This window comes from Dialister micraerophilus, from assembly GCF_947090205.1.
Taxonomy (GTDB): Bacteria; Bacillota; Negativicutes; order Veillonellales; family Dialisteraceae; genus Dialister; species Dialister micraerophilus.
This window is the reverse complement of sequence record NZ_CAMUNF010000011.1, coordinates 1-26,217: the sequence shown is the minus strand read 5'-3', so window position 1 is coordinate 26,217 and position 26,217 is coordinate 1. Positions and strand designations below refer to the sequence as shown.

Here is a 26,217-nt window from a genome sequence, read left to right as displayed (position 1 = left end):
TTCTCCGTCCGGCAAAAATTACCAGTGACGCGGAACGTAGTTAAATACCCACTTCATAACTACCGGTTCTTTCCAAAAATGTCCTTCTACTCCTGTTTCTTTGTCTACATGGAGCAAGTAATTTTGTCTTTCAGGACTGTCGATTGTAAATTCACAGTCGTATGTTCCGGCACCCAACATTTTCACGTTTGCACCGTAGTGCGGACCGTCATCTGCACTCATCGGCATGAATACACCTTCAATCGATTCTCCTGTTTCCTGTTTCGTCATTTTGTAATGAACCGTAAGGTACGGTATCCATTCACCTACACCGAAGCCGCATTCATTGCCTTCCGTTGCGTGAATATCGGTTTCTATATGTATATCGGCTTTGTCCGGCGGAAGTTGAGATGTTGCCGGTTCCATTTGTACCGGTTGGAAGTAAACAAGTGCTACCTTGAAATGATTTTCGGGGCTTTCTTGTTCATCTCCGATAGGATATTCCTGAAAACCTGCAGCCATAACGGATGCACCTGTCATAGTAAGAGCAGTTGCCATTGCGGCAGCCAATAATTTCTTGTACATTTTAAACCTCCTGTTACATCATTTTTTGATGTAAAATTAAATATTTTTATTACGACGTTTTCTTACAAAATGCGTAATAAGACCTGAAAGTAATATAACAATCTGTATACCCACGGTTTCATAAGTCGGATACAAACCCAACCAGTCTGCATTCGGGAAATACTCCCATGCTATAACAGATTGCGGTATAATGCCGGCTTCCTGTAATTCGCTTACTCCTCCACCGGCAAATGCTACGGCCATGATGAACATCAAAAGGCTCGTAACTATAAAGAACGGTCGCAAAGGTATACGTACCAAACCTTTACGGATTACAGCAAATATAATCAAAAGCAGAATACATCCCGTACCGAATCCGAACCAAATCATTTCGGTATCTCCGCTCGAGTTGTTGAATAGTGCCTGATAGAACAGAATTACTTCGGCACCTTCACGATACACTGCAAGGAATGCTGCAATACCCAATGCTCTTGCATGTTTGGAAGTTATACTGTGATTAATCATATTTTCAATGTATTTCTTCCATTCTCTCGCTTCGGATTTTCCGCTCATCCATATACTTACGGACAAGAGTACGCATACGGCCACGAGTGCCGTTATACCTTCGATAAGTTCCTGATTTGCTCCTGCGGCAAACTTATCCATAAGTTCCGAGAATATATAGGCGGTTATAAAACTTGCAACCACAGCACCTATGGCATAATTATATACCATTCCCATGTACTTCGTATTTCCGGATTTCTGAAGGTAGGCGATAATTGCGACAAGCATCAAAATCGCTTCCATACCTTCACGTAAAAGCAGAAGTAATGACGTAAAGAACGATGCCCAACGTCCTCCTGCGACATTTTTGTTTTCAAGAGTGATCACATCGGATTTAATCATTGTGAGCAAAGTTTCGGCTTCACTCTTTACCGATGCTTCACCTTGGTCTTCTCTTATAGCTTTTTTCAATTTTGAAAATTGATATTCGGTCAAATTCGCATTTTTTGATGCAATTGTGGAACGTATCGCTTTTTCAAGTCCGTCTTTTTCATATACTCCGTAGTAAGTGTCGTTGACGGTTTTTTTCGAACCTTCAAGGTCACCCGATGCATATTGCTCTACGGAAGTGTGTATCATACTGTCTATATGATCATATATTTGTTCCCAATCTTGAGATGCTCTTGACGAGAAAGGCACTAAAACCAATGATGCCGCAAAAATTACGGCAAACAATATTTTCTTTATCAAGTCGCACATCCTTTCCATATTTAATCGGAGTATTTACGTTCATTTATTTGCCTTGCTATATTCGGTCTGTTAAATGAAATTGAAATAACTCTCGTAACTTCCATAGGCTCACCGTTTTCATCAAGTGCCGGCTTGAATCTCCATTTTCTTGCCGCCGACATTGCTATTTCATCATAACTGCGTTTACCTGATGTAACTGCAACACTTGTTTTGTGAATCAGTCCGTCTTTACCGATTGTCGCAAATACACGTATACGTCCCTTGAACGGAACAAGATTGTTCGGCGGATAAAAATCTTCTATAAGTTTCGGAGGTGTACCTATTTGAGGTTTTCCGCCTCCACGACCGTTTCCGCCGCTGCCGCCTCCTTCAGTGCCTTTTCCTATAATAATTACACTTGAAACTTTCTTTGTCGAGTCTTTTTTGGCTTGTTTTACCTGCTCTTCAAGCTGAGCAATGGCATCGGCTTCGTTATCCGCAATAATAGGACTTGTTTCGGTATCTTCGGCATTCTCTTCGGAAGAATCCAATACTTCGTCATCGGACTCGTCATAATTCATGGCGTCGCCCGTATTGTCTTCTGAAGTAGTGCTTTCACCTATTTCCTTGTTTATGGCTTTATCATCCTCATTTTGAGGTGCTCCGACTCCCGTTCCGTCACCGGAACCCGTACCTTCACCTTCACCGTTTCCCCATCCGGGGCCTTCATATCCTGTCGGAAGATCTTCAAGCATTATTGCATCATCCGAAACTTTGGCAGATGAAAAATCCAAAAGCGGTACGACAAATGTCAGAACCGACCACAATATAAAATGCACAATGAGCGAAACTATAAAGCATAATCGCCAATTTGCCGAATATTTCATTTCTTATCAGCCTTCACTTCCGTTGCGAGTGAAATATGCTTGGCCCCCGATTGTTTCAAAGCATCAAGCACTTTCGTCACATCATCGTAATTCGTACTCTTGTCGGCACGAAGCACAAATACAACTTCAGGATTTTCGGAAATATTTTTCTTCATACGTTGAACCACATCTTGGGACGGAGAGGTGTCTTTATCATAATAAACTTCTCCGTTGTCCAGTACCGTTACGGGGATAACTTCGGGTTTCGTTTCACGTTTCGATGCGGACGCTTGAGGCAAATTTACCGACATTGTATTAAGTTCGGTCATATACATTGTCGCCATCATGAAGAACACGAGAAGAAAAAGCATAATATCTATCATCGGAACGATAATTATCGACGGTTCTTTCACTTTGTGAAAATTACGTTTACCAAACATGATTAACCTCTCTTTCTTACTTCAGAAAGAAGAACGGCTCCTGTTTTTTCCATTATCGTAAGTGCATTATCCATGCGTGAAGCAAAATACGTGTGAACTGCAAGTGAAAAAACGGCAACGATCAATCCGAAAGCCGTAGCTGTAAGCGCTTCACCTATACCTCCGGTAATCGCCATAGGCTGTCCGGCTTGCAAATTGAAAATCTGAAATGAGTTTATCATACCGAAAATTGTACCCAAAAGTCCGAGCAAAGGTGAAAGTGTGACAATTGCGGAAAGATAATTCAAGTTTCTTCTGAACTGTGCAGCCAAAGCGGTGTATGTACGATCCAAAGCAAGTTCCGCATCATACCCGTTCAAAACTGCTTTTGCGGTTTCATTCATCATAATAACCGCTACATTGTTGTATATAAGTGAACTTTGCATAATTTCTTCCCAAGATTTGCCGGAAAGAATTTTCTCCAAATTGTCGGTATAAGGTACAATACCTTTCAAAGCTTTTCTATAAAACATAAAACGTTCCGCCAAAATCGCTATCGTGCATATAGATGCAAGAAGCAACAAGTACATGACGAAACCGCCTTTTTGAAATAATTCTATAATTTCCACTTACTACACCCCTTTTATAAATCAAGTAATATTTTTTCCGAATTATCGGAAATCACATTACAGTAATCATACAGATTTTTCGTAACAAAAACTTCAAACTTTTCAGTTATCAAAATCGCTTCCATCCCCTTGCATTTTTTAAGCATTCTTTTTGAAAAGTCCAATCCTCCGGCAAGCAGCGCAGAAGATGTCAAGGAAAAATCGTAATTTCCGTCATATACCAATGTCGCACTTAAAAGCTGCACTCTTTTTTCGTTGTTTACTGAAAAAATATGACTTTGAAATAAATCGTCATTCTTTATAAAACGTCTGTAATCTCCGGAAGTTTCAACCGTATTCCAAGATGCAAGAACAACGGAAGCAATCAAATTATTTCTTCTGCGCGGATGTTGTATACCTATACGCCAATCGCTTCCGTCCGGTTTTTTCCCTACGGTCGAAATATCGCCTCCGCAATCAATTATAATTCCTTCAAGCTTCTTTTTTCTGCAAAAATTTGCAGCTTGATGAATTGCATACTCTTTTGCAATACCGCCCAAATCAAGCGACATGCCTTTATTCTCAAGAAATACGGAATTTCCGTCAATCAGTATATTGCGATAATCTACAAGGCTCCATGCCTTTTGTATTTCTTTTTCGGTCGGAACATATTCACCTTCACTTCCTATATTCCACAAAGATGACATTGCACCGATTGAAGGATCGAAAACTCCGTTTGTAAATTCTGCAACTTGCATGGATTTTTTTATAATGTTCATGCAAGTTTGTGAAACTTTTACGGAGCGAATGCCGGAATTTTCATTTATTCGTGAAATTTCGCTTTCTTTCAAAAATCTGCTGCACACAGCTTCAATATCTCCGAAAATTTTTCGTATGTGCAACGATACATCGCAAGGGATTTCATTTTCGGATCTTACTTGCAAAAATGTCCCCATCGCTTCACCGGATTCTACGTGCAATATTGCCTCCCGAAAATAGTTGTCCTTTTATCTATCCGATTTTTGATAATATTTTGATAACATTTTTATAAAACTAAAATATGTGCTTTAGTTATTTTACAAAACAAAAAAAACCATGTCAATAATGATTATCATTTAGACTATCAATTACGAAAATTGTTTAATAATTCAATTATGTTAGAATAAAAAAGAAAGGAGTTTCATATGCTTACAGCTTACGAGTCTATCGAAAAACTTACAAAGCAAAATACCGAAATAAAAAAATCTTTATTCATTGCACAAATCGCTCCCGTAAACAGTGAAAAGGAAGCGCAAGATTTCATACTTTCAGTTAAAAAAGATATGCGTGACGCCACTCACAATTGTTCGGCTTATCGTATCGGGATAAAACAAATTGCGGAACGTTCAAGCGATGACGGCGAACCTCAAGGTACCGCCGGCCATCCGATGCTTCACGTTTTACAGGCAAACAATCTTACAAATGTGGTTGCAACCGTCACAAGGTATTTCGGAGGAATAAAACTCGGTGCCGGAGGATTGACACGTGCTTACTCATCTTCACTTGCAAATGCACTCAATGACTCGAAAATTATACGATTTACTCCGCATCAAAAAATTATTCTTACCGTAAACTACACTTTTGTAGGTGCGTTTGAAAATTACATAAAAGATACGGACATTATAGTCACCGACAGACTGTTTACAGATAAAGTGAAAATTTCTATGTTGTGTTTGACGGAAAATTCGGATAAACATATTGAATTTTTCACAAATATGACAAGCGGAACCGCAATTATCGAAACTCCAAGCGAAGAATACGTAAAACTTCCGTTATAATGTTTCCTTTCACAATATTAATATAGACAAATAAAAAAGACCGGATGAATTTAAGGGGGATTAACTGAAATTCAATCCGATCTTTTTTTATTTAATTACTTTACACTGTAAAGTCCTTTTGTTCCTTCTTTGAGGTTTATAATAACGCTCTTTGTCTGTGAGTATGCACTCATAATCATCTTGTGTGTTTCACGACCTATTCCCGAACGCTTGTATCCGCCGAACGGTGCACCTGCCGGAATGTCGTTGTATGTATTTACCCATACACGTCCTGTGTGTACTCCACGAGATACTTTCATTGCGGTTTGCAAGTTGGTTGTAAATACTCCGCCGCCCAAGCCGTAGTCGCTGTCATTTGCAAGTGCTATAACTTCATCTACAGTCTTAAACTTCTGTACAACTACTACCGGTCCGAATATTTCTTCCTGACATACACGATCGCTGTTGCTTGATGCCGTCAAAATTGTCGGACGAACGAAGTAACCTTTGTCACATCCGTTTTCCATGTATCTTTCTCCGCCGGTGATAAGCTTGCAGCCTTCTTCAACTCCGACTTTTACGTAGTCAAGAACTTTCTGCATTTGCCTTTCATATATAGCCGAACCCATTTCGGTACTCATATCGAGCGGACTTCCGATTTTTACTTTTTCAAACGCCGTCTTCAAACGGGCAAGGAATTCGTCATAAATACCTTCCTGAACGAATACACGGGATCCTGCGCAGCAGACCTGTCCCTGATTGAAAAGTATACCGATTTGTACACCTTCAACAGCCTGATCTATATCGCAGTCATTGAAAATCATGTTTGCAGATTTTCCGCCGAGTTCCAATGTTGCCGGAATAAGTTTGTCGCAAGCTGCTTTGTATACCTTGTAACCTACCTGAGTAGATCCTGTAAATGCGAGCTTGTCAAATCCGTCATGTTCCAAAATCCACTGTCCGGACTTGTTGCCTGCACCTGTAATTACATTCAATACACCCTTCGGAAGTACGTCTTTAATCAAACGTACAAGTTCAAGAAGTGACAATGATGTGTGTGAGGACGGTTTCAAAACTACCGTATTTCCTGCCGCCAATGCCGGAGCAAGTTTCCATGCCGCCATAAGGAAGGGGAAGTTCCACGGAATAATCTGACCTACAACACCAATCGGTTCCTTCAATACAAGTGACATTGTATTGTCATCAATCATTGTTGCAGTTCCTTCTTCTGCACGTATAACGCCTGCAAAGTAACGGAAGTGATCTGCACTCATCGGTATATCTACCGTACTTGTTTCTCTGATCGGCTTACCGTTGTCCAAAGTTTCAACCATTGCGAGATGCTTTGCGTTCGCATCGATAATATCTGCAATCTTGAGTAATAAATTCTGTCTTTCAATCGGAGATGTCTTTGACCATGAAGGTAATGCCTTGTGTGCTGCAGCTACCGCAAGATCCACGTCTTCCTTGGTAGCTTCGGCAATTTCCGCAAGCATTTCTCCCGTAGCCGGACTGTATGACTTGAACAATCCGCCGTCGGAAGCATCTTTCCATTCACCGTCAATAAACAAACCGTACTGTTTCTGAAGATTTACCTTTTCCATAGTTTCCATCCTTTCGGAAATATATTTAAAAAAATTATTATATAATTTTAGCTCGCTTATTTCTCAAGCAAACAAAGTATATCACAAAATATTTTTATATTCAAGTATCTTGATTTACTTTTTTTCTATAACTTTTTGTAATCTTATAATTAAAATGCTTTTGATGTGCCGTTTTGTATAAATTACTCCGTTAAAATTATGCCTTACTTATTTAAAATAATATTATTTTAAATCGTTTTATAGTTGTCGGTACTACATTGTTGTATTTACATACCGAATACGGAAAACATACAAAAATTTGTAAGCAAAGTTATCATTCCTCATGTAAAGCAGTTTCGGTAAGAGCTGCAATCCTTCAGTAAATGCAAATTCAGATAGAGCCATAAAAGGTATAAATGAAATTCTTTATAAATAATAAATGCACTTCCAAAAATCGGACACGATCTTCAAAAGTGCTTTATATCAAAATCAAAAATTTATAAAAATATTTATTTCCGAAAAATTAAACTTTTCAAAATTGCCAAATTTTAAGTAACGCAAATTCGGTCACTTAATTTCAAAAAATCAAATCAAGCAAAAGGAGACCGGCTTTATTCGCCCGTCTCCTTTTGTATCAGACATATCTGTATTAAAATTTATAAGTTAAATCTATACCCCATGTATTTTTGATAGGAAGTACTTTGTCAACACCGGGATAAAACTTAGTCTTATAAGTTTCACCGTCAAAATTCAAGTATGCTTGGAGTTCTACATTTTTCATAGGTACATACTGTACTCGTGCCATCCAGAATTTTGCTCCACCCATCGTTGCCAATCCTATTACAAACGGTGTACCGTTCGGATGATTACTGCCGATGATATAGGATAACGGCGGTGCATCATAGTAATGCAATCCTAATTTGTATGAACCGACTTCATTCAAATTTATATTACCGTAATCGATTCCTGCATGCTTAAAGGTTGATAAACCTTCTCTTAACAGCTTGGGACTGTCCACTTTGACCCAATCTCCACTTACAGACAGACGATCTGAAAGAGCTATATCGGTGAAAAATCCGCGTGCAGTTATCGGATATTTTCTTGATAAAAACCCTTGAGGTATCGTAACATCACCGTCTACGTAAAAAGCACCTGCAGTCACATTATTGAAATGCGCCTTTGCTTCTGCAAAAGATTGTTTTACGGGATAGGCTACTTGAGTCATTCTTCCTTTTCCCACTTTCAATCCGAACTTCCCGTTGTCATAGGATGTTACTATACCTTTAAAATCGCTGTCGTACCATGCACCCGTACCCAAGGTTAATTGTGTACTGCCCACATCTACCAAAGTATCTTTTGTAGGTGCATATTCGATGTGCATACGATTTACGCCTGTATGCTGTGTACCCGCCGGGTAAAATTCACCGCCGACCGGATCTTCATATCCTATAAAATCATATTCATGAAGCAAACTTGCTTTTACATGAGTACGGTCATTCACTTTTGCATCCGCATTCAGTCTTAAACGAACGGACATCGGATCCGCTTTATAAACTTCACCGTCTCCACTTGCAAAAAATCCAAAAGCATTCACAGAAAACGGTGTCAAAAATTCTTCATGTGCATAACGAAAACGCACATCACCCGACCATGCAACATTTCCTACCTTCTTTTCAACATTGGAAACACGTACGCCCAGATTTGAAAGTTCCTGAGAATATTCATTTGCCAATTTTGTTACCGTTGCTTTTTGGCTTTCATTGAGCTGATTTTCTTGTGCCAACAGACGTGCAACAATCTGTGCCATTTCAAATCTTGTTAAATGATTGTTACCTTTAAATGTACCGTCTGAATAACCTTCTATAACGCCTTGCTTAGACAGTTCCGATACCGCCTGATATGCCCAACTTGATTCCTTCACATCGACAAACGGGTTGGCGGCATAAGCGGATGCTCCCGCAGATAAAGCAATAACGGCCAACATACTTGCAATTTTCTTCATATATCTAATCTCCTTTAACTCAAAATTTCCCTTTAGTCTTTACTTGTAATTCGAATATTATGAATATAACATATTAATAACGTAATTTCAATAATATTAACATTTTTTATAAAAAAATAATTTTTTTCTGTAAAATTTATAATTTTTCTGTTTCATTTCATAATATTTAAACCGATATTTATTTTTGCAGCATAAAAAGCACAGAGTCCGGGAGGTCGCCCGACCATGTGCTTTCTACACAGTGTTTTACTACAAGGAGTATTAAATTATTGTGTAATATAATGCGTTTATATATTACCCGGCAATTTATTTTGCCTTTTCCACAAAAATTGCCGAAACATGGAAAAGGTTTATTTTTCTTGATGAATACGCACGTAAATGCTCCCGTAAGTACGCCGGCATTCATCAAGATTTCGGCAACAAAAAAACATCCACTTAAATTCAATCCGAATTTATAGTGCATGCCTACAATCACTACTTTTCTTCTGTTTTTACTTCGATTGCCGTTTCATGCTTTTTTATGTACTGCCTTTTTATCGCCTTCATATTTTACTACTTTACTACGCTTTATGTTGTATAAAACATTATCATACTTGTTATTTATTGTCAATTATATTTCTCATTTTATGAGATTGATTTTATTTATAGCATTCTCTAATTTAAATTTATAATAAATTAAAAAGAGTCTTTGACGATATGCCCTGTTTGTGACAAGGCATATCATGCAACAGACTCTTTTCTTTAGAACCATTCGGTGTGGAATGTACCTTTTTTATCGTTTCTTTCGTAGGTGTGTGCACCGAAGTAGTCTCTTTGTGCTTGTATAAGTGATGCACCTGATTGTGATTTTCTGTATGCATCGAAGTATTGAAGTGCCGAGCTAAGTGCCGGAACTGCAACTCCCGACAGTACTGCTGTCGATACGATGCGTCCCCAGCCTGCTCTTGATTCTTTCAACGCTTTTGCAAAGTAGTCGGTGAAAAGCAAGTTTTCTATTTCTTTTTGCTTTTCATATGCTTCGGTTACGCGATCTAAAAATCCTGCACGTATTATGCAACCGTTTCTCCATATTTTGGCAATGTTACCGAGTTTTACGTCCCAGTCGTATGTTTTACTTGCTTGCGCTATGAGATTGAATCCTTGTGCGTATGCACAAATTTTCGCTCCGTAGAGTGCATTTTCCAAATCGTCTATAATTTGTTTTTTGTCTATATCCGTTTTCGGCAAGTTTACCGTTTCGTAAATTTTTGCAAGTGCCGTTCTTTCTTCTTTGTTGCTTGACATTATTCTTGCAAATACCGCTTCGGTTATGGTAGGTGCCGCCGTACCCAATTCGAGTGCCGAAAGGCTTGTCCATTTGCCTGTGCCTTTTTGCATTGCTTTGTCGAGTATGACGTCTACCATCGGTTTACCCGTTTCATCATCTTTTTTACGGAGTATTTGAGATGTGATTTCTACAAGGTAGGATGAAAGTTTTCCTTTATTCCATTTTTCCCATGTATTTGCCATCTCATCGGTTGTCATGCAAAGGATTTCTTTCATGAACATATATACGTCGGCAATCATTTGCATGTCTGCGTATTCTATTCCGTTATGTACGGTTTTTACGTAGTGTCCTGCACCGTCTTTTCCTATGTAGTCCACACAGGGTTCACCATTTGCTTTTGCCGATATGGCTTCCAAAATCGGTTTGAGTTCGTTGTAAGCTTTACGGTTTGCACCGGGCATGAGGCTCGGTCCGTTCAATGCTCCTTCTTCTCCGCCGGATACTCCCATTCCTACGTATTCGATACCTTTTTCCGAAAGGTATTTTTCACGTCTTTGCGTGTCTTTGTAGTAGGAATTTCCTCCGTCTATAATTATGTCGCCTTTTTCTATGAGCGGAAGAATTTGTTCGATTGTTTTGTCGACAGCTTCTCCGGCTTTGATCATGAGAAGTATTTTACGCGGCTTTTCGAGTTTTCCTACAAGCTCTTCCAATGTTTCCGCACTTACAAGGTGAGGATTGTTTCCGAATTCTTTCATGAAGTTTTCGGTTTTTGCGTATGTACGGTTGTACACACAAGTTGTAAATCCGTTTCTTGCTGCATTACGTGCTAAATTGGCTCCCATTACCGCCAATCCGATAAGTCCGAGTTTTGCTTTTTGCGTCATTTATTATTCCTTCGTTTATTATTCTTTTACTGCTGCATTCCATGCTTCCAAAAGTCTTCCGCGATTGTCGCCGGACCACTGGAAGTCGTACTTCATTAACTTAGCATCTTTGAATTTCATTGCTTCTTCCGGCGGATTTGCATCCGGATTTGTCAAGAACTGGTAGGAGTTGTTGTGCTGTCCGATTTCCTGTGCTTTCTTTGTCAGACACCAGTCAACGAACTTCTTGGCATTTTCCATGTTCGGTGCGTTCTTTATAATTGCTACTGCGCCCAATTCGTATGCAGTTCCTTCTTCAGGTAATGAAAGTCTTACGTTTGTATTTCCTTCTTTCATCAAACGGATACCGTTGTGAATGTATGTAATTCCGATTGCAGCTTCTCCCAATGCGGCACTTCTTGCCGGAGCGGCTCCCGCCTTGGTGTACTGCTTGATTTGCTTGTTCAACTTAGCGAGATATTCCATACCTTTTTCTTCGCCCATGTTCTGAACGATTGCAGATACGATTACGTATCCTGTGGATGCCGATCCCGGGTTACCCATTACGATTTGTCCCTTGAATTCGGGTTTCAAAAGGTCGTCCCATGATTTCGGTTCTTGAAGGTTGTGTTCATCGAAGTATCTTCCGTCAAGAATAAATCCCAAGTATCCTTGGTAAATACCGGTCCAGTATCCGTCAGCATCTTTGAACTCGGGTTTTATTTTTTCCGCATTCGGTGATTTGTATGCCTCAAGAAGTCCTTCTTTCTTTGCCATGATGAATGAGTCGGCACTTCCGCCGTACCATACATCGGCTTGAGGATTGTCTTTTTCTGCACGGATACGGCTCAATGTTTCTCCGCCGCTCATACGTACGAAGTTTACATGTATACCTGTATCTTTTTCAAATTCTTCAGCAACTACTTTTGCCGACTGTTCGACAACGCCCATATAAATGGTTACTTCTTTGCTGTTGTTTGCTTTTGCAGCTTCTTTTTCACTGCCGCAGCCTGAAAAACTCAACGCCACCGCACCTGCCAATACAGCTGCAATTGTCGTTTTCAAAAAACGATTCATACTTTTCCTCCTTTGGAAAATAGAGACTTTAGTCTCGAAAATTGAATATAGAATACTAGCTTTCAGCTATTTATTCACTGCATGCAAGGCTTCTCTGTGTATCTTAAGCCATACTTTGTCGCCAACTTCGTATATTTTCTTTCCTATAGGATTGTAAGCTTCAGCTTCCAGTTCATAGTCGCCCGCTTTTACTACGTATTCCTGCAACGCTCCCATGTATGTGGATGTGATTACTTCACCTTCAATATCTCCGCTGTCGGCAAGCTCAATCGCTTCAGGTCTTATTACTATGTCTACAGTATCATTTACTTTTACATCGTCTGCGGAACAGTGTACCGAAAATTTGCTTCCCAGTACATCCACTTCCAATTCTTCATCACAGACTTTTTCAACTTTTGCCGGTATGAAGTTCGCATTTCCTATGAAGTCCGCCACAAACTTTGTTTTCGGATAATGGTAGATTTCACGAGGTGTACCGCATTGTTCGATTTTACCTTTATTCATTATTATTATCATGTCCGACAAGCTCATCGCTTCAGATTGGTCGTGTGTTACGTATATACTTGTAATTCCTATACGTTGTTGTATTTTTCTTATTTCTTTACGCATGTAAATACGCAATTTGGCATCAAGGTTTGAAAGCGGTTCGTCAAACAGCAACATTGCCGGTTCCATTACAAGCGCACGTGCAAGTGCTACACGTTGCTGCTGACCGCCGGATAATTGATTGGGAAATCTGTGTTCCAATCCTTTCAATCCTACGAGTTCGAGCATTCCCAATACTTTTTCTTTTATAAGTTTCTTGTCCATTTTCTTGTTGACAAGTCCGTATGCCACGTTTCCGAATACGTCATAGTGCGGAAAAAGTGCATAACTTTGAAATACCATTGATGAATCACGTTTGTCGGGTGTCATTTCATTTATTCTTTTGCCGTCCAAAAGTATTTCTCCGTCCGTTATAGTTTCAAATCCGGCAACCATACGCAATGTAGTGGTTTTTCCGCAGCCGGAAGGTCCCAAAAGGGTTACGAATTGTCCGGCGGATATATTTACATTTATGTGATCTACGGCAAGAAATGTGCCTTTTCCGTCAGGACTTTCATATTTTTTTGTCAAGTTTTTCAACTGTATATCTACCTGTTTTGTCATGTTCTCTCCTTAAAAACTTGCCGGTTCCGTTTCCGGTGTTACTTGCTTGGAACCTAAGCGGCTCAAAATCAATTGTATAAAGAGTACGGCAATGTATACTATCAAAATAAGCAATGTGGAGAATGCGGATGCAACTCCGAATTGGTTGTCTTCTACCTGGTCAAGTACAAGAACCGTCAAAAGACTGTATTTTGCCGATACCAAGAATATTACCGCACTGATACTTGTCATACTTCTGATAAATGAGTAAACAAGTCCGCTGAAGAATGCACTCTTTATCAACGGAAGTGTGACGGTTGTAAATACACGTGTGGAATTACTTCCCAAGTCCGCTGCCGCTTCTTCTATGCTCGGATCTATTTGCTGAAGGCTGGATACTCCGGCACGTATACCGATAGGAAGCGATCTTACTACAAATGCTGCTATCAAAATTGCAGCAGTACCTGTAAGCTGCAACGGTTCTTCATTGAATGTCAGTATATATCCTATACCGATAACTGTACCCGGTACGGCAATACTCAAAAGTGATGCGAAGTTTATGAACATTCGTCCGATAAATTTTTTACGTACTACAAGGTATGCAACTATCATTCCTAAAATACCTGCAATAGGTGTTGCGACAATTGCAAGCCATGTCGTATCTTGGAACGCACTCTTACCTACACTCAACGCATATTTGTAATGGTTTAAAGTAAATGAATAATCCACTCCCCACATTTTTACAAACGATGCGACCGGTATAAGTACGTATATAGCTATAACGATTGCCGATACCAAGAAACAAAATCCGGCTATCGGGTACACTACGTGAGGATCTGAAATCATTGTACGTTCACGTGATGCTTTACCCGTAACGGTTACATATGTTTTCTTTTCAATCCAATACTTGGATAAAACGAAGAGTACCATTGCAATATCCAAAAGCATTACCGCAACTGCCGCTCCGCCTTGTACGTCATAGCTTCCGATGGTCTGCAAGTAAACTTGTGTCGCCAATGTCGAGAAGTTTCCGCCGATTGCCATAGGGTTTGCAAAGTCGGCGATAGATTTTATAAATACAAGCAAAAACGCATTTGCAATACCGGGACTTACAAGAGGTACGGTAACCGTTTTGAATGTACGCCATTTGGAAGAACCCAAATCTCTTGCGGCATCTTCAATTGACGAGTCTATTGAACGAAGCATACCCGCAAGAAGAAGAAATGCTATCGGGAAGAATGAAATGGTCTGTACGAATATCAAACCTTTCAATCCGTAAATGTTCGTATTGCTCCAACCTAAAAGATTGTATGTAATAAGTCCACGACTTCCGAAAAGCATTATAATCGACAATGCAACCGAAAACGGCGGTGATACCATCGGCATCATCGCTATCAAACTGAAAAGTCTTTTACCGCCCATTTTCAGATGCGATGTGCAATATGCAAAAAGAAATCCTATTGCAGTTGCAAGCACGCTTACTATTACTGCAAGAAACAGAGTATTTATGAGAGCGGTATATGTCGCACTCATTGTGAAAATATTCTTGTATGCGGTAATAGATACATTTCCGCTTGTATCTACAAAACTTTGTTTTACCACTTCAAGAAGCGGCCAAACTACAAATACGCACAGTCCTATAATAACCGCTACGGTTACTATGGCTATCACAGGATCGCGAAATGTATTTTTCGTGATTTTTATTTGATTTGACAAATAAGATGAAACGCGATTCAAAAGAAAACCCCCTAAAACATTTTATCCAATATTTTTAACATAACTCTCTTACTTTTGACTTTACAATTATACCATTAAAAGGTTAATAAGTATACCATATCTATTAAATTGAATAATTGTCACAAAGCACATCAAATTATACTTTTTTTACTTGTAAATATCATTTAGGGTAATAAAAAGGGACTTTTTTATCGTATTTTTTGCTTTGTTTTCAAAAACTTTCGAGGTTGTTTTATTTTGTGTATCGTGAAAATTTCCCGATAAAAAACATAAGTATATACTTATTCATCAATTGTCGACTTAAAAGGGTTATTTTGCAGGTTTCATTTGTTATAAAACTTTTTTCTATACACTTATATTTTTGTTTTCAAATATGTTTTCAATCATTTCACTTCATAATTTATTTCATAAAAATACCCTCTCTACCGATTTGTTCGGTAAAGAGGGTTGATTTATTCGCTGTCTTCTTGCGAGTTTTTTCCCGCTATTCTATCAAGAAGTTTTTCTCCGGCTTGTTTTACATTTGATTTTGCTTTATCTGCCGTTTGTTGCAATTTTTGTTTTTTGTCTTTTTCTTTCTCTTTCTTTTCTTTTTCGTCCTTTTCCTTTTGCGACATGTATTGAGTCTGCTGTCTTATACTGTCGGAGATTTCAAATCCTTTTGAAGGATAAATTCCTTCCGCAACTCTCATGTAATCTTTCCAGATAACCGCCGGTATGGTTCCTCCCGTATATCCCGCATTTGTCGATGTATCGTCACCTATCCATACGACCGTTAAAAGATGGGGAGTGTATCCTGCAAACCATGCATCGTGTTCATCGTCCGTTGTACCTGTTTTTCCTGCAGCCGCTCCTCCGATGTATGCACCGCCGCCGGTACCTTTCGTTATTACCTGCTCGAGCATGCTTGTGAGTTTGTCCGCAGTTGTTTGGTCAAGTACATGTTTTCCTTGCGGTTTTTCGGAGTGATCTTCGAGTGTATTTCCGTTTTTGTCTACAACTTTTATAATTGCTCTCGGTTCTACAAGTACACCGTCATTTGCAAATACGCTGTATGCCTTTGCCATGTCGATTACCGAAACACCGTTTGTAAGTCCGCCGATGGATGCTGCAAGGTTGTTGTCCGAGTATTTTCCGTCTTTTACAAGTGTGGATATTCCGCACGATTCTGCAAGTTTCAGAATTTTACTCATTCCGACTTTATTTGCAAGGTCGATTGTAGGTAAGTTCATCGAGTGTACAAGGGCTTCTATCATGCTGACTTTTCCGCCGTATGTTCCGTCGTAATTCTTCGGTACCCATCCGCCGGCATATTCTTTCTTTTCGTTGCTGAGTATGGTTGACGGACTTAATCCGCTGTCCAATGCCGCAGCATATACGAAAGGTTTGAATGCCGATCCCGGTTGACGTATCATCTGCACCGCACGGTTGAAGTGGTCTTCGCCTCTTCCGCCTACCATCGCTTTTACGTATCCTGTGCCTACTTCCAGTGAGAGTAATGCCGCCTGAGGCTGACTTACTCCGTTTTTGTCTTTTGCTCCCGGAGGCAAGTCATTTCTTACTGCCGATTCTGCAGCTTCCTGCATATCCAAATCAAGCGTTGTGTAAATCTGAAGTCCTTCTTTGTAAATCGCTTCGGAATCGTACTTGTCGCTTATTTCCTGAATTACATAATTTACGAAGTAAGGCGCTTTATTTACATCGCTCTTTACTTTGGAAGGTTTCATGAGTCCTACATCCGCAACTTTTGCAGCTTCGGCCTGTTCTTCGGTAATGTATCCGTACTTCGCCATTTGGTCAAGTACTACCGCCTGTCTTGACTTCGCCGCTTCAAGACTTCTGAACGGAGAGTAGTAATTCGGACTGTTGGGCAATCCTGCAAGCATCGCACATTGTGCAAGAGTCAAATCTTTCGCATCTTTGCCGAAGTATACTTTCGATGCGGTCTCTATACCGTAGCAACCTTGTCCGAAATATATTTGATTCATGTACATTTCAAGTATTTTCTGTTTGTCATACTTGCTTTCTATTTCAAATGCAAGGAACACTTCCAATATTTTTCTCTTAATTGTTTGTTCCTGACTTAAAAACGCATTTCTTGCAAGCTGCTGAGTTATCGTACTTCCGCCCTGTCCCGTCGCTTGTCCATGTATGATATTGCTGAAAAGCGCTCTCAATATTCCTCTGGGATCTATTCCGTGATGTTCATAAAATCTCACGTCTTCAGCGGCAATAAACGCATTTTGCAAATTTTCCGGTACTTCCGTAATAGGTACCGGTATACGGTTTTCCTCGGCATGTACGGTTGCAATCAATCTACCTTTTACATCATATATTCTCGAGGAAATATTCGGTGTCATATTCGATTCGACATCAGGCAATCCTCTTAGTGAAAATGCAAGTCCTGCACCTATACCTGCCAATGCAATTATGCAAACTATTATAATTACTCTTAAAAATTTGCCGAATACCGACTTTTTTTTGTTTCGGTTTCTGTGAATTTCCGAATTTTTCATGTTTCTTTCGCACCTCTATGATAAAGACTTAAAGTCCATTACGCAGTTTAGCTTATTATATCATATTTTTTGCATTTATATACATTAGTGTTTTACTTCATATACGTTAATATTTTACTTTATGTGCATTGATATTTTATTTTGTATACATTCGTACTTCACTTTGTATACATTCATATTTTACGCATGAAAAAAACTTCCGCAAGTTTCCCTCACGGAAGTTTTTCGTTTTATAATCCCATTTCTTTAAGCACTCTTGAACATCTTGCGCATACTGTCGGGTGTTTTTCGTCATTTCCTACACTCGGCAAATGTTTCCAACATCTTTCACATTTTTCACGTGTTGAAATTTTTACGTCGACTTTGAGTTCTTCGTCATCGCTCTTTTCTACTTTTATTGTAGAAACTATGCAGAAGTCCGCAAGTTCTTTTTCCATTTCAACAAGTGTATCGTATGCTTCGCCTTTTGCATATACCGTTACATCTGCATCCAAGGAATGTCCTATTTCTTTCAATTTACGTTTTTCTTCCAACGCTTTGGTGATTTCGCCTCTGAGTGCAAGACGTTTGTTCCATTTTTCTTCAAGTTTTTCATCAAGGTATTCCGGTTTTGCTTCAGGCCAGTTTTCAAGATGTACACTCTTCTCTTCTTTTGAGGTGTGTTTCATTGCCTGCCATACTTCTTCGGTCGTGAATGCCAATACCGGTGCCATGAGTTTTGTAAGTGTTACGAGTATTTCATGAATTGCAGTCTGTGCACTTCTTCTTTCTTTTGAATTCGGTACTTCTTCATAAAGTTTGTCTTTCAATATATCGAGATAAATTGCCGACATATCTACCGTACAGAAGTTATGTATTACATGGTACATTACATGGAATTCATAATTTTTATATGCTTTCGTCACTTGATCACGCACTTGTTCCAAGCGGAGCAATGCCCATTTGTCGATTTCTTCCATTTCATTGTACGGAATTGCATCTTTTTCTACATCGAAGTCGTAGAGATTGCTCAAAAGGTATCTGTATGTGTTTCTGATTTTACGATATACATCGCTCATCTGCTTGATGATTTCGTCAGAGAGTCGTACATCGCCTTGGTAATCGGAGCTTGCAATCCAAAGTCTCATTACGTCCGCACCGTATCTGTTTATGATTGTCTGAGGTGCAACTACGTTACCTACGGATTTACTCATCTTTCTGCCTTCACCGTCTACGGTAAATCCGTGTGTGAGTAATGCTTTGTAGGGAGCTTTTCCGTTTACGGCAACCGAGGTGAGAAGTGAACTTTGGAACCAGCCGCGGTGCTGATCGCTTCCTTCAAGGTACAAATCACAAGGGAATGACATGCCCTTCCATTCTTCACGAGGTTGTTTTACAACTCCGTTCCATGTAGATCCGGAGTCGAACCATACGTCCATGATGTCCGTTTCTTTTCTGAAATTGGATTTACCGCTGTATGGAGATTTGAAACCTTCCGGAAGAAGTTCTTTTGCACTGTGTGTCCACCATGCATCGGAGCCTTCCTTTTCAATCCATGCTTTTACTGATGCTATAGTTTCATCGGTAATAATCGGTTTGCCCGTATCTTCACAGTAGAATACCGGAATCGGCACGCCCCATGAACGTTGACGTGAAATACACCAGTCTTGTCTGTCACGTACCATGTTGTACAATCTGTCGTGTCCCCATGAAGGAATAAATTTCGTATCGTTTACCGCCTTGAGTGCCGCATCTCTGTAATCGTTGATTGATGCAAACCACTGCTCCGTCGCTCTGTAAATTACCGGATTTTTGCAACGCCAGCAATGCGGATATTGGTGACGCATAGATTTCTTTCCCAAAAGACGTCCCGCATGTGCAAGAAGTGAAATTTCCTTGCCCTGTGCATCCCAGACAAGCTGCCCTTCAAGCTCTTCTCCGGCTTCTTTTGTCATTCTTCCTTTTGCATCTACCGGACAAATTACTTCAGCATCAATTTTTCCGGCATGTACATATTTCAAATGTATGTTGAAGTCGTCACTACCATGTCCCGGTGCTGTATGTACACAACCTGTACCTGCATCCAAAGTTACGTGATCGCCTTCAAGCACATGTACTACTCTGTCGGTAATAAGAGGATGAGAAAATTCTATCATATCGAGTTCTTCACCCTTCATCACACGATCGACAAATTCATAATTTTCAACTTTGCATTCTTCGAGCGCTTTCGGTGCCAATTCCTTACTCATAAGGTAGTATTCATCGGCATCTTTATTATGTACCCATACATAATCGAACTTGGGATTTACACAAATGTGCTGGTTTGCCGGAATTGTCCAAGGTGTGGTTGTCCAAATTACGGCAAAAGCTTTTTCCTTTGAAACGCCTTCCGGTAAAAGATTTTTCACATCACGTACCGGAAATTTTACATAAATACTCGGAGACTTGCTTTCCTTATATTCAATTTCAGCTTCGGCAAGAGCGGTTTCACAATTTGCACACCAATAAACGGTTTTCTTACCCTTGTAAATATAACCGCGCTTTGCCATTTCTCCGAAAACTTCAATCTGTCTTGCTTCCAAATGCTTGTCATAAGTTACATAAGGATTATTCCAATCACCGATTACACCCATACGGATAAAATCTTCTTTTTGAATTGCAATCCACTTCTTTGCATACTCAAGACATTTTCTGCGTAATTCAATCGGAGTCATATTTGCACGATCTTCGCCCGATTCCTTCAAAACCGCATATTCAATCGGAAGTCCATGAGTATCCCAACCGGGAACGAAATTTACATTGTTCCCTTCCATAAACTTATAACGAACAATAATATCTTTCAAAGTTTTATTCAACGCATGACCGATGTGAATTTTGCCGTTTGCATACGGAGGTCCATCATGAAGAACAAATAACGGTGCATTTTCACTACTTCTTTTTTCAATTCTTTTTTCATACAAATTGTTTTCTTGCCAAAACTTTACAAACTCCGGTTCCCTTTTAGGCAAATTACCGCGCATAGGAAATTCTGTCTGCGGCAATTGCAGTGTTTTACTATAATCCATTCTTTACCTCCTAATAAAAAAATCCCGCCCGATAAGGGGCGAGAATATTCCCGTGGTACCACCCTAATGACAAAAATGCCACTCGGAACACGTAACGTGTGCAACGTCGGAGCATTTCCTCTCCGCGGCTCAAAAGTGATTTATTTGTCGTATTGCCGTCCCTTTTCACCAAACGGAACTCTCTTTTGACAAAATATCGACAAAACGTCTTTCTCAACGCCTTTAGTAAATATTTCCTATAATATACAAATATCGGCGCAAAATGTCAAGAAATTTATACCGCTTTTTTTCTTCTGTCGGTTATAAAGAACAATATTCCTCCTAAAAAGAAGGCAAATGCCGTAAGCCAGAATACGGATGCATAGCCCATGTACATTGCAAGCACACCGCTGGTAGCAGGACCGGCAACGTTTCCGAGCATGGAAATACTTGAAACCACGCCGAACACTATCGAACGCTTTTCGGGCGGTACGGATTTTGCGATAAGTGTATTTGTAATCGGCATGATTATACCTATACCCAAGCCGGTAACTACACGAAATGCACCCAATCCCCATACTGTAGTCATAAGGTATTGGAATATGAAAGTAAATCCTACGAAAATTGTAGAAACAAACAAAACTTTTTTCATATCAAATCTTTGTGTAATCGTTCCGGCGGACAAAGACGCAAGTGCATCCGCTCCACCGGAAAGGAATATAAGAAATCCTACCAATGAAGCAATGGCGGTAGCTTCACCGCCCACCATCTTCTCGAGATACAAAGGAAATATAGGTCCCATACCGGTAATGCCGAAATTACACAAAAATTGTATCGCCGCCAAAACACGAAATTCAGGAATTTTTATGAAGTAAGCAATTTGTGAAAACATTGAACTGCCGTCTTCTTTTTCATCGGACGTTTTATTAACTTCCGGCAAAAAGAACTTCGTTGCCAAAGCGCAAAGCACAAGCAATAGTGCAAAAAACAAAAACGGTGCACGATATCCGAATATGTCGGCTACAATACCGCCCGCAAGCGGTCCGAGCATCGTACCGGCAACAAGTGCCGCTTGGAAAAATCCCATAGCCCAAGAAGTTTTTTCCTCGGGTGTTATTTCAGTAACGATAGAAAGTCCTATCGGTATGAAACCGCCCGCCAACCCCTGAGCCGTACGCAAAACAAGCAGCTGCCAGGGTGAATTTGTAAATGAACACAAAGTCGCTGAAACGGCAACCACAAGCAAAATCATTACCATAACCGGTTTGGCTCCGCGCTTTTTGGCTTCAAGCGACCAAAACGGTGAACTTATAGCTAAAGTAAGCGGTGTAACTGCTGTAAGAATACCGGACCAAAATGCCGCTTCACCGCTGTCAGTTATACCTATCTGACTTAAAAAAAGCGGTAAAAATGCCATTACACCGATAATGGCCATTCCGGCACCGATCTGTATTGCGGATACAACATACACCGCAGATTTCCAATTTTTCATCTTATACCTCTTCGCACATTTATATAGACTCTTTCAAATATATACATTTATCAAAAGAAAAAAGAAACCTTCCATAAGGAAGGGTTTCTTTGTTTACTTCAACGAGATGACGATATGTCTGTATCGTCCTTCTCCTTCACTTTCAGTAGTAACTTCATTGTCGTTTTGAAGTGCCAAGTGAATTATTCTTCTTTCGGCCGCATTCATCGGCTCAAGCTTTACAGCTTCACCGGTGCGCTTTGCCTTCTCCGCCAATCTTCTTGCCAAAGATTCCAATGTACGGCAACGTCTTTCCCTGTAATTCTCCACATCGAGCATTACAAAGTAATGATTGAAATACTTCTTTCCTGCAGCAAGATTTGTAAGATACTGCAAAGCGTCCAATGTCTGTCCGTGTTTTCCTATCAAAATACCCAGACCTTCACCATGAAGATTGAACAATATACGTTCACTGTTTATCATCTTCTCCATAGTTACATCAATATTCATACCTTTGAAAACGTTTGTCAAAAATTCTTTTGCAATTTCCGCCGTTTCAGCCTGTTCTTCTTCTGAAAAGACAAATTCACGCTTTTCCTCTTCCTTTGCGCAAACCTCTTCACCTTTTGCATCTTCAAGTGCATCTTTTTGAACTTCAACAGGTTCAACTTCGGAAATCACTTCTTCAACTTGAGAAGACGTTTCATCCGAAACATCGGCTTTCGAATCTTCGATATCGGAAGATACCATATCCTTTGCCGAAACTTCATCCGTTTCAACTTCAACGGGTTTTGACAAACTTTCGATAGAGTCAGGAGCCGAAACTTCCACTATTGCGGGTTTTTTATTAAGCAATCCGAACAATCCGCTTGAAGGTTCTTCTACAACATTTACAATTGCCTCACAACGATCTACCCCTAATTCTTCGAGACCTTTTGCTATAGCTTCATCAATCGTTTTTCCTTCTGCTCTTACCGTTCTCATTTATTTTCCGCCTCCTCGGAGGAACCTACCTTGTCGGACTTTACGGAATCCGACGTCTTCAAAACTTTCTTACGGATAACCTTGCGAACAACTTTATTTCCGTTTTGAGGAGTTGCAACTTTCTTCACATTCTTGTCACTTCCCCAAAACATTATTGTCTGCTGAATACCTTGGAACAAGTTACTTACAATCCAATAAATAACAAGACCGCTCGGAAATTTTACCGAAATATAACCGATCATAAGCGGCATAACCATCATCATCATTTTCTGCTGACCGGCTACATTTTCACCGCTCGTCTGTTTTGAAATAATCCAAGTAGAAACTGCGGAAATAACCGGAAGAATATATGTCGGATCCGGTACAGCCAAACTCTCCAACCACAAGAAACTTACATGATTGGGATCATAAGGAAATCCCTGCAACGCATAAAATATTGCGATAAGGAAAGGCATCTGTATCAAAAGCGGTAAGCAACCGGACAAAGGCGAAACACCTTTTTCCGCATACAAACGCTGTATTTCCTGAGACTGACGCATCTTGTCATTCTTATACTTTTTCTGAATTGCGGCAAGCTGAGGTTGAACTTCCTGCATCCCCTTCATCGACTTGATTTGCTTTATAGCAAGAGGAAGAAGAATAACCTTGATAATAACGGTAAGCGCAATTATCGCAATACCGTAACTGGGATATCCTAAATCCTGAGTAATGCCGTAGCAAAACTGCAAGCAAAACCTCATAATTTCCGCCAAATATCCCACCAGTGTACTCAACACCGGAATTTGAAAATCAGCCATCTTTTACTCCTTATACGGTCTTGATTTCAACCGTTTAATCATTCTGTCGTCTGAATTTCATCGACAAAACGCAAATTAACGTATTGCAAATGCAAAAAAGCAGCCATTCACGGTACCGGATCATAACCACCCCTATGAAAAGGGTGACACTTGCATATCCGCTTAACTGCTAAGTAGCTGCCTTTAAGGGCTCCATATTTTTTTACGGCCTCCAACGCATACTCACTGCAAGTAGGAACAAAACGACAACAAGGACCCTTCAAAGGAGAAACAAAGAAACGATACCCCTTAATCAATCCTATAAAAATTGTCCTCATACCTGCTCCAAAAGTCCGGCCTTATGCCATAAAGAGAGAATAGCCTCTTCCGCTTCCTCATAAGTTGCCCTCGTAAGGAAAGCATTAGCCAGCATAATCGCATCATGTCCGCTCTTAAGCTCATGGCGATGTAAACGATATACTTCCTTCATCAATCTTTTCGCACGATTTCTCATAACCGCCGTACCGATTTTCTTTGTCGCTACAAAACCGATACGCACACCGCTACGCCTTACATTAAAGACATACATAAGTGCTGAACGATTACTGAACCGCCGCCCTCGGGAATAAATTCTGCGAAACTCCTTACTTCGGCGAACACGATAAGAACGATGCAACGAAAAATCCGGTTTAAAATCTTTCATAGCCGGATTAAGCACTCAATACCTTTCTGCCTTTTGCTCTTCTTCTCTTCAATACGATACGACCTGCACGAGTCTTCATACGCGCACGGAATCCGTGAGTCTTCTTACGCCAGTGATTATTAGGCTGAAATGTTCTCTTTGTCATGTTTACACCTCCTCACAATGACATGGCAGTGCTTACCACACATACCATAACGAATTAATTATAGCTAAAGTCATCGTCCATGTCAAACAAAAACATGCTTTTCAAATACAAAATCAACGTCTCTTTTTACGTAAGCGGGAAGCCTTCATAATATACTGACGGCGATTAAGCTCGACAGCCTTCTTTGCCAAACGCTCATACTCTTTTTTCTGCTCCATGCGCTTCTTATAAAACTTGCGGAAATATATCGCCCCTGCAATACATATAACGACAAGTACGGCGACAAGCACATTTATCCAAATCGAACCGAACATATAAATCTCCTTTAAACATATTAAATATCATAATGTTGCTTGTATTTATCGTTGTTTTAATATTTTCCGTGTAACTCATTATATTTATACATACAACGACATCATACCGTCTATTTTACATTGTTTTGAATTTATTTGCACTACCGCTTTTTATTATTTCACAATATTATATCGATACAAAAACGTAATTTTTAAAATATCCCTGTGCCTCATGCGTTTTCTTACAGCGTGCCTTTACCGCTTTATACCGCAAAAATTATGTTCGATTAGCCTTTTACCTGTACTTTCGATGTTATTAATTTGTTTTCATACGACCTTACGATATTATCAAAACTTCCGTCAAGATCGTCTTTGTTCCGTTTGTGCTTTTAAGATTTCTTTCGCTTTTGTATGTTGTGTAATCTGCTCCTAATTGTGTTCTATTTCGCTTTTCTTGATGTCCCCTGTGTTTATAAGTGTTTCTTTTTCGGTTTTGCTTGTTGTTTTTATGTTTTCATAGAGTTGTTCTATGTTTGTTTTTATGTTTTCAATGTTTTCTTTATATGTTTGATATTGTCCTGTAAGGTTTTGTTTTTGTGTGTCACAAAGGTTGTTTATTGCTTTTTGTTGTTCTTCGCTTGTTTCGGTGAGTGCTTTTAATAAGCCTTCTTTGTTTTCTTTTGCCCAATGGAGTGTCAACACGTCTTGGTCTTCTTTCGGGTCTTGAATGTTTTTTATTCTCGAGTATCTTCCGTCCCACGTGTTGTCTCTTTCACTTCTTGCCATTCCTCCGTCTTGTACTTTGTCAAATGTTTCTTCTGCAAGGTGAAGGAGTTGTATTTCTTGAAGTGAGAGGTCTTTTGCTTTGAGTACTGGCCATGTAACAAGGGGTTCGGTTGTTGTTTTTCGATAGATTTCTATGATGTCCGAGGGGCTGTTTTGAGGGTTACTTGTTTATTGTGTACCGTATAGTCTTTCCCTTGTACAAGGTGGTTTCTTTTGTGTGAGCTTACAACCGTTATTTTGATGAATGCTTTTCTGAGGTAGTCAAATGGAAAATTGTATGTTTTCTGCCTTTATAGGTTATTTGTGCTTTTCTTTCTCCAATCATTTATATTCCTTTCGTGTAAAAATAAAAGAGAAGTAGAGTTTTTGTTTCTCTACCTCTCTATATCTTTGTT

General features: G+C 39.7%; 23 protein-coding genes. 1 reads left to right on the top strand and 22 read right to left on the bottom strand.

Translation table 11 applies throughout. From position 1 onward, the window contains the following. Positions 1-18 precede the first annotated feature (18 nt). Genes P6922_RS05630 through P6922_RS05605 form a run of 6 tightly spaced genes read right to left on the bottom strand, consistent with a single transcriptional unit; the run spans position 19 to position 4,649 of the window. Entirely contained in the window at positions 19-564 is a 546-nt protein-coding gene (locus tag P6922_RS05630; protein WP_007553681.1) for an iron transporter, read from the bottom strand. A gap of 36 nt (positions 565-600) precedes the next feature. Continuing rightward, on the bottom strand, positions 601-1,806 hold the full coding sequence (locus P6922_RS05625) for an FTR1 family iron permease (RefSeq protein ID WP_276874996.1): 1,206 nt from the start codon (positions 1,804-1,806) through the stop codon (positions 601-603). Positions 1,807-1,817: 11 nt separating this feature from the next. Beyond that, positions 1,818-2,663, bottom strand: a complete 846-nt coding sequence (locus P6922_RS05620) for an energy transducer TonB (RefSeq protein ID WP_276874994.1) — start codon at positions 2,661-2,663, stop codon at positions 1,818-1,820. Beyond that, positions 2,660-3,082 (bottom strand): ExbD/TolR family protein, encoded by a 423-nt coding sequence (locus P6922_RS05615; RefSeq protein ID WP_007553623.1) that lies wholly within the window; start codon positions 3,080-3,082, stop codon positions 2,660-2,662. The genes P6922_RS05620 and P6922_RS05615 overlap by 4 nt, the downstream gene beginning before the upstream one ends. A 2-nt stretch (positions 3,083-3,084) precedes the next feature. Beyond that, positions 3,085-3,690 carry a MotA/TolQ/ExbB proton channel family protein gene (locus tag P6922_RS05610; RefSeq protein WP_276874992.1) on the bottom strand — a complete coding sequence of 202 codons (606 nt, stop codon included), beginning with the start codon at positions 3,688-3,690 and terminating at the stop codon, positions 3,085-3,087. Between the two features lie 14 nt (positions 3,691-3,704). Next, positions 3,705-4,649: an FAD:protein FMN transferase gene (locus tag P6922_RS05605; RefSeq protein WP_276874990.1), complete on the bottom strand. Its 945-nt coding sequence runs from the start codon at positions 4,647-4,649 to the stop codon at positions 3,705-3,707. A 204-nt stretch (positions 4,650-4,853) separates the two neighbouring features. On the opposite strand from P6922_RS05605, the gene P6922_RS05600 reads away from it, so the two are divergent. Next, complete coding sequence (locus P6922_RS05600; RefSeq protein ID WP_276874988.1) at positions 4,854-5,486, top strand: YigZ family protein; 633 nt, start codon at positions 4,854-4,856, stop codon at positions 5,484-5,486. Between the two features lie 95 nt (positions 5,487-5,581). On the opposite strand, the gene P6922_RS05595 is transcribed toward P6922_RS05600, so the two are convergent. The 16 genes from P6922_RS05595 to P6922_RS05520 form a co-directional block, all read right to left on the bottom strand. Continuing rightward, positions 5,582-7,069 (bottom strand): aldehyde dehydrogenase family protein, encoded by a 1,488-nt coding sequence (locus tag P6922_RS05595; protein ID WP_276874986.1) that lies wholly within the window; start codon positions 7,067-7,069, stop codon positions 5,582-5,584. Positions 7,070-7,697: 628 nt separating this feature from the next. Beyond that, complete coding sequence (locus tag P6922_RS05590) at positions 7,698-9,050, bottom strand: S-layer homology domain-containing protein (RefSeq protein WP_276874985.1); 1,353 nt, start codon at positions 9,048-9,050, stop codon at positions 7,698-7,700. A 741-nt stretch (positions 9,051-9,791) separates the two neighbouring features. Further along, entirely contained in the window at positions 9,792-11,204 is a 1,413-nt protein-coding gene (gndA, locus tag P6922_RS05585) for an NADP-dependent phosphogluconate dehydrogenase (RefSeq protein WP_276874983.1), read from the bottom strand. An 18-nt stretch (positions 11,205-11,222) separates the two neighbouring features. Next, on the bottom strand, positions 11,223-12,260 hold the full coding sequence (locus P6922_RS05580) for an ABC transporter substrate-binding protein (protein ID WP_007553719.1): 1,038 nt from the start codon (positions 12,258-12,260) through the stop codon (positions 11,223-11,225). Positions 12,261-12,326: 66 nt separating this feature from the next. Continuing rightward, positions 12,327-13,409 carry an ABC transporter ATP-binding protein gene (locus P6922_RS05575; protein WP_276874981.1) on the bottom strand — a complete coding sequence of 361 codons (1,083 nt, stop codon included), beginning with the start codon at positions 13,407-13,409 and terminating at the stop codon, positions 12,327-12,329. 9 nt (positions 13,410-13,418) lie between these two features. Beyond that, positions 13,419-15,125, bottom strand: a complete 1,707-nt coding sequence (locus P6922_RS05570; protein ID WP_276874980.1) for an ABC transporter permease — start codon at positions 15,123-15,125, stop codon at positions 13,419-13,421. Positions 15,126-15,577: 452 nt separating this feature from the next. Beyond that, on the bottom strand, positions 15,578-17,641 hold the full coding sequence (locus tag P6922_RS05565; RefSeq protein WP_276874979.1) for a transglycosylase domain-containing protein: 2,064 nt from the start codon (positions 17,639-17,641) through the stop codon (positions 15,578-15,580). 230 nt (positions 17,642-17,871) lie between these two features. Then, positions 17,872-20,685, bottom strand: coding sequence for an isoleucine--tRNA ligase (ileS, locus tag P6922_RS05560; RefSeq protein ID WP_276874977.1), 2,814 nt, complete (start codon positions 20,683-20,685; stop codon positions 17,872-17,874). Positions 20,686-20,959: 274 nt separating this feature from the next. After that, positions 20,960-22,156, bottom strand: a complete 1,197-nt coding sequence (locus P6922_RS05555; RefSeq protein ID WP_276874975.1) for an MFS transporter — start codon at positions 22,154-22,156, stop codon at positions 20,960-20,962. 93 nt (positions 22,157-22,249) lie between these two features. Next, a complete protein-coding gene (jag, locus tag P6922_RS05550; protein ID WP_276874974.1) occupies positions 22,250-23,119 on the bottom strand; it encodes an RNA-binding cell elongation regulator Jag/EloR in 870 nt (289 codons plus the stop codon). Then, positions 23,116-23,916 (bottom strand): YidC/Oxa1 family membrane protein insertase, encoded by an 801-nt coding sequence (locus P6922_RS05545; RefSeq protein WP_276874972.1) that lies wholly within the window; start codon positions 23,914-23,916, stop codon positions 23,116-23,118. Before P6922_RS05545 ends, jag begins: the two co-directional genes overlap by 4 nt. Positions 23,917-24,023: 107 nt before the next feature. Further along, positions 24,024-24,233 (bottom strand): membrane protein insertion efficiency factor YidD, encoded by a 210-nt coding sequence (gene yidD / locus P6922_RS05540; RefSeq protein ID WP_040013894.1) that lies wholly within the window; start codon positions 24,231-24,233, stop codon positions 24,024-24,026. Beyond that, positions 24,230-24,613: a ribonuclease P protein component gene (gene rnpA, locus P6922_RS05535; protein WP_155800580.1), complete on the bottom strand. Its 384-nt coding sequence runs from the start codon at positions 24,611-24,613 to the stop codon at positions 24,230-24,232. Before rnpA ends, yidD begins: the two co-directional genes overlap by 4 nt. Continuing rightward, positions 24,606-24,743 carry a 50S ribosomal protein L34 gene (gene rpmH, locus P6922_RS05530; protein ID WP_007553759.1) on the bottom strand — a complete coding sequence of 46 codons (138 nt, stop codon included), beginning with the start codon at positions 24,741-24,743 and terminating at the stop codon, positions 24,606-24,608. Before rpmH ends, rnpA begins: the two co-directional genes overlap by 8 nt. A 113-nt stretch (positions 24,744-24,856) precedes the next feature. Continuing rightward, positions 24,857-25,057, bottom strand: coding sequence for a hypothetical protein (locus P6922_RS05525; protein WP_007555880.1), 201 nt, complete (start codon positions 25,055-25,057; stop codon positions 24,857-24,859). A gap of 408 nt (positions 25,058-25,465) precedes the next feature. Next, entirely contained in the window at positions 25,466-25,822 is a 357-nt protein-coding gene (locus P6922_RS05520; RefSeq protein WP_485442258.1) for a hypothetical protein, read from the bottom strand. Positions 25,823-26,217: the final 395 nt, after the last annotated feature.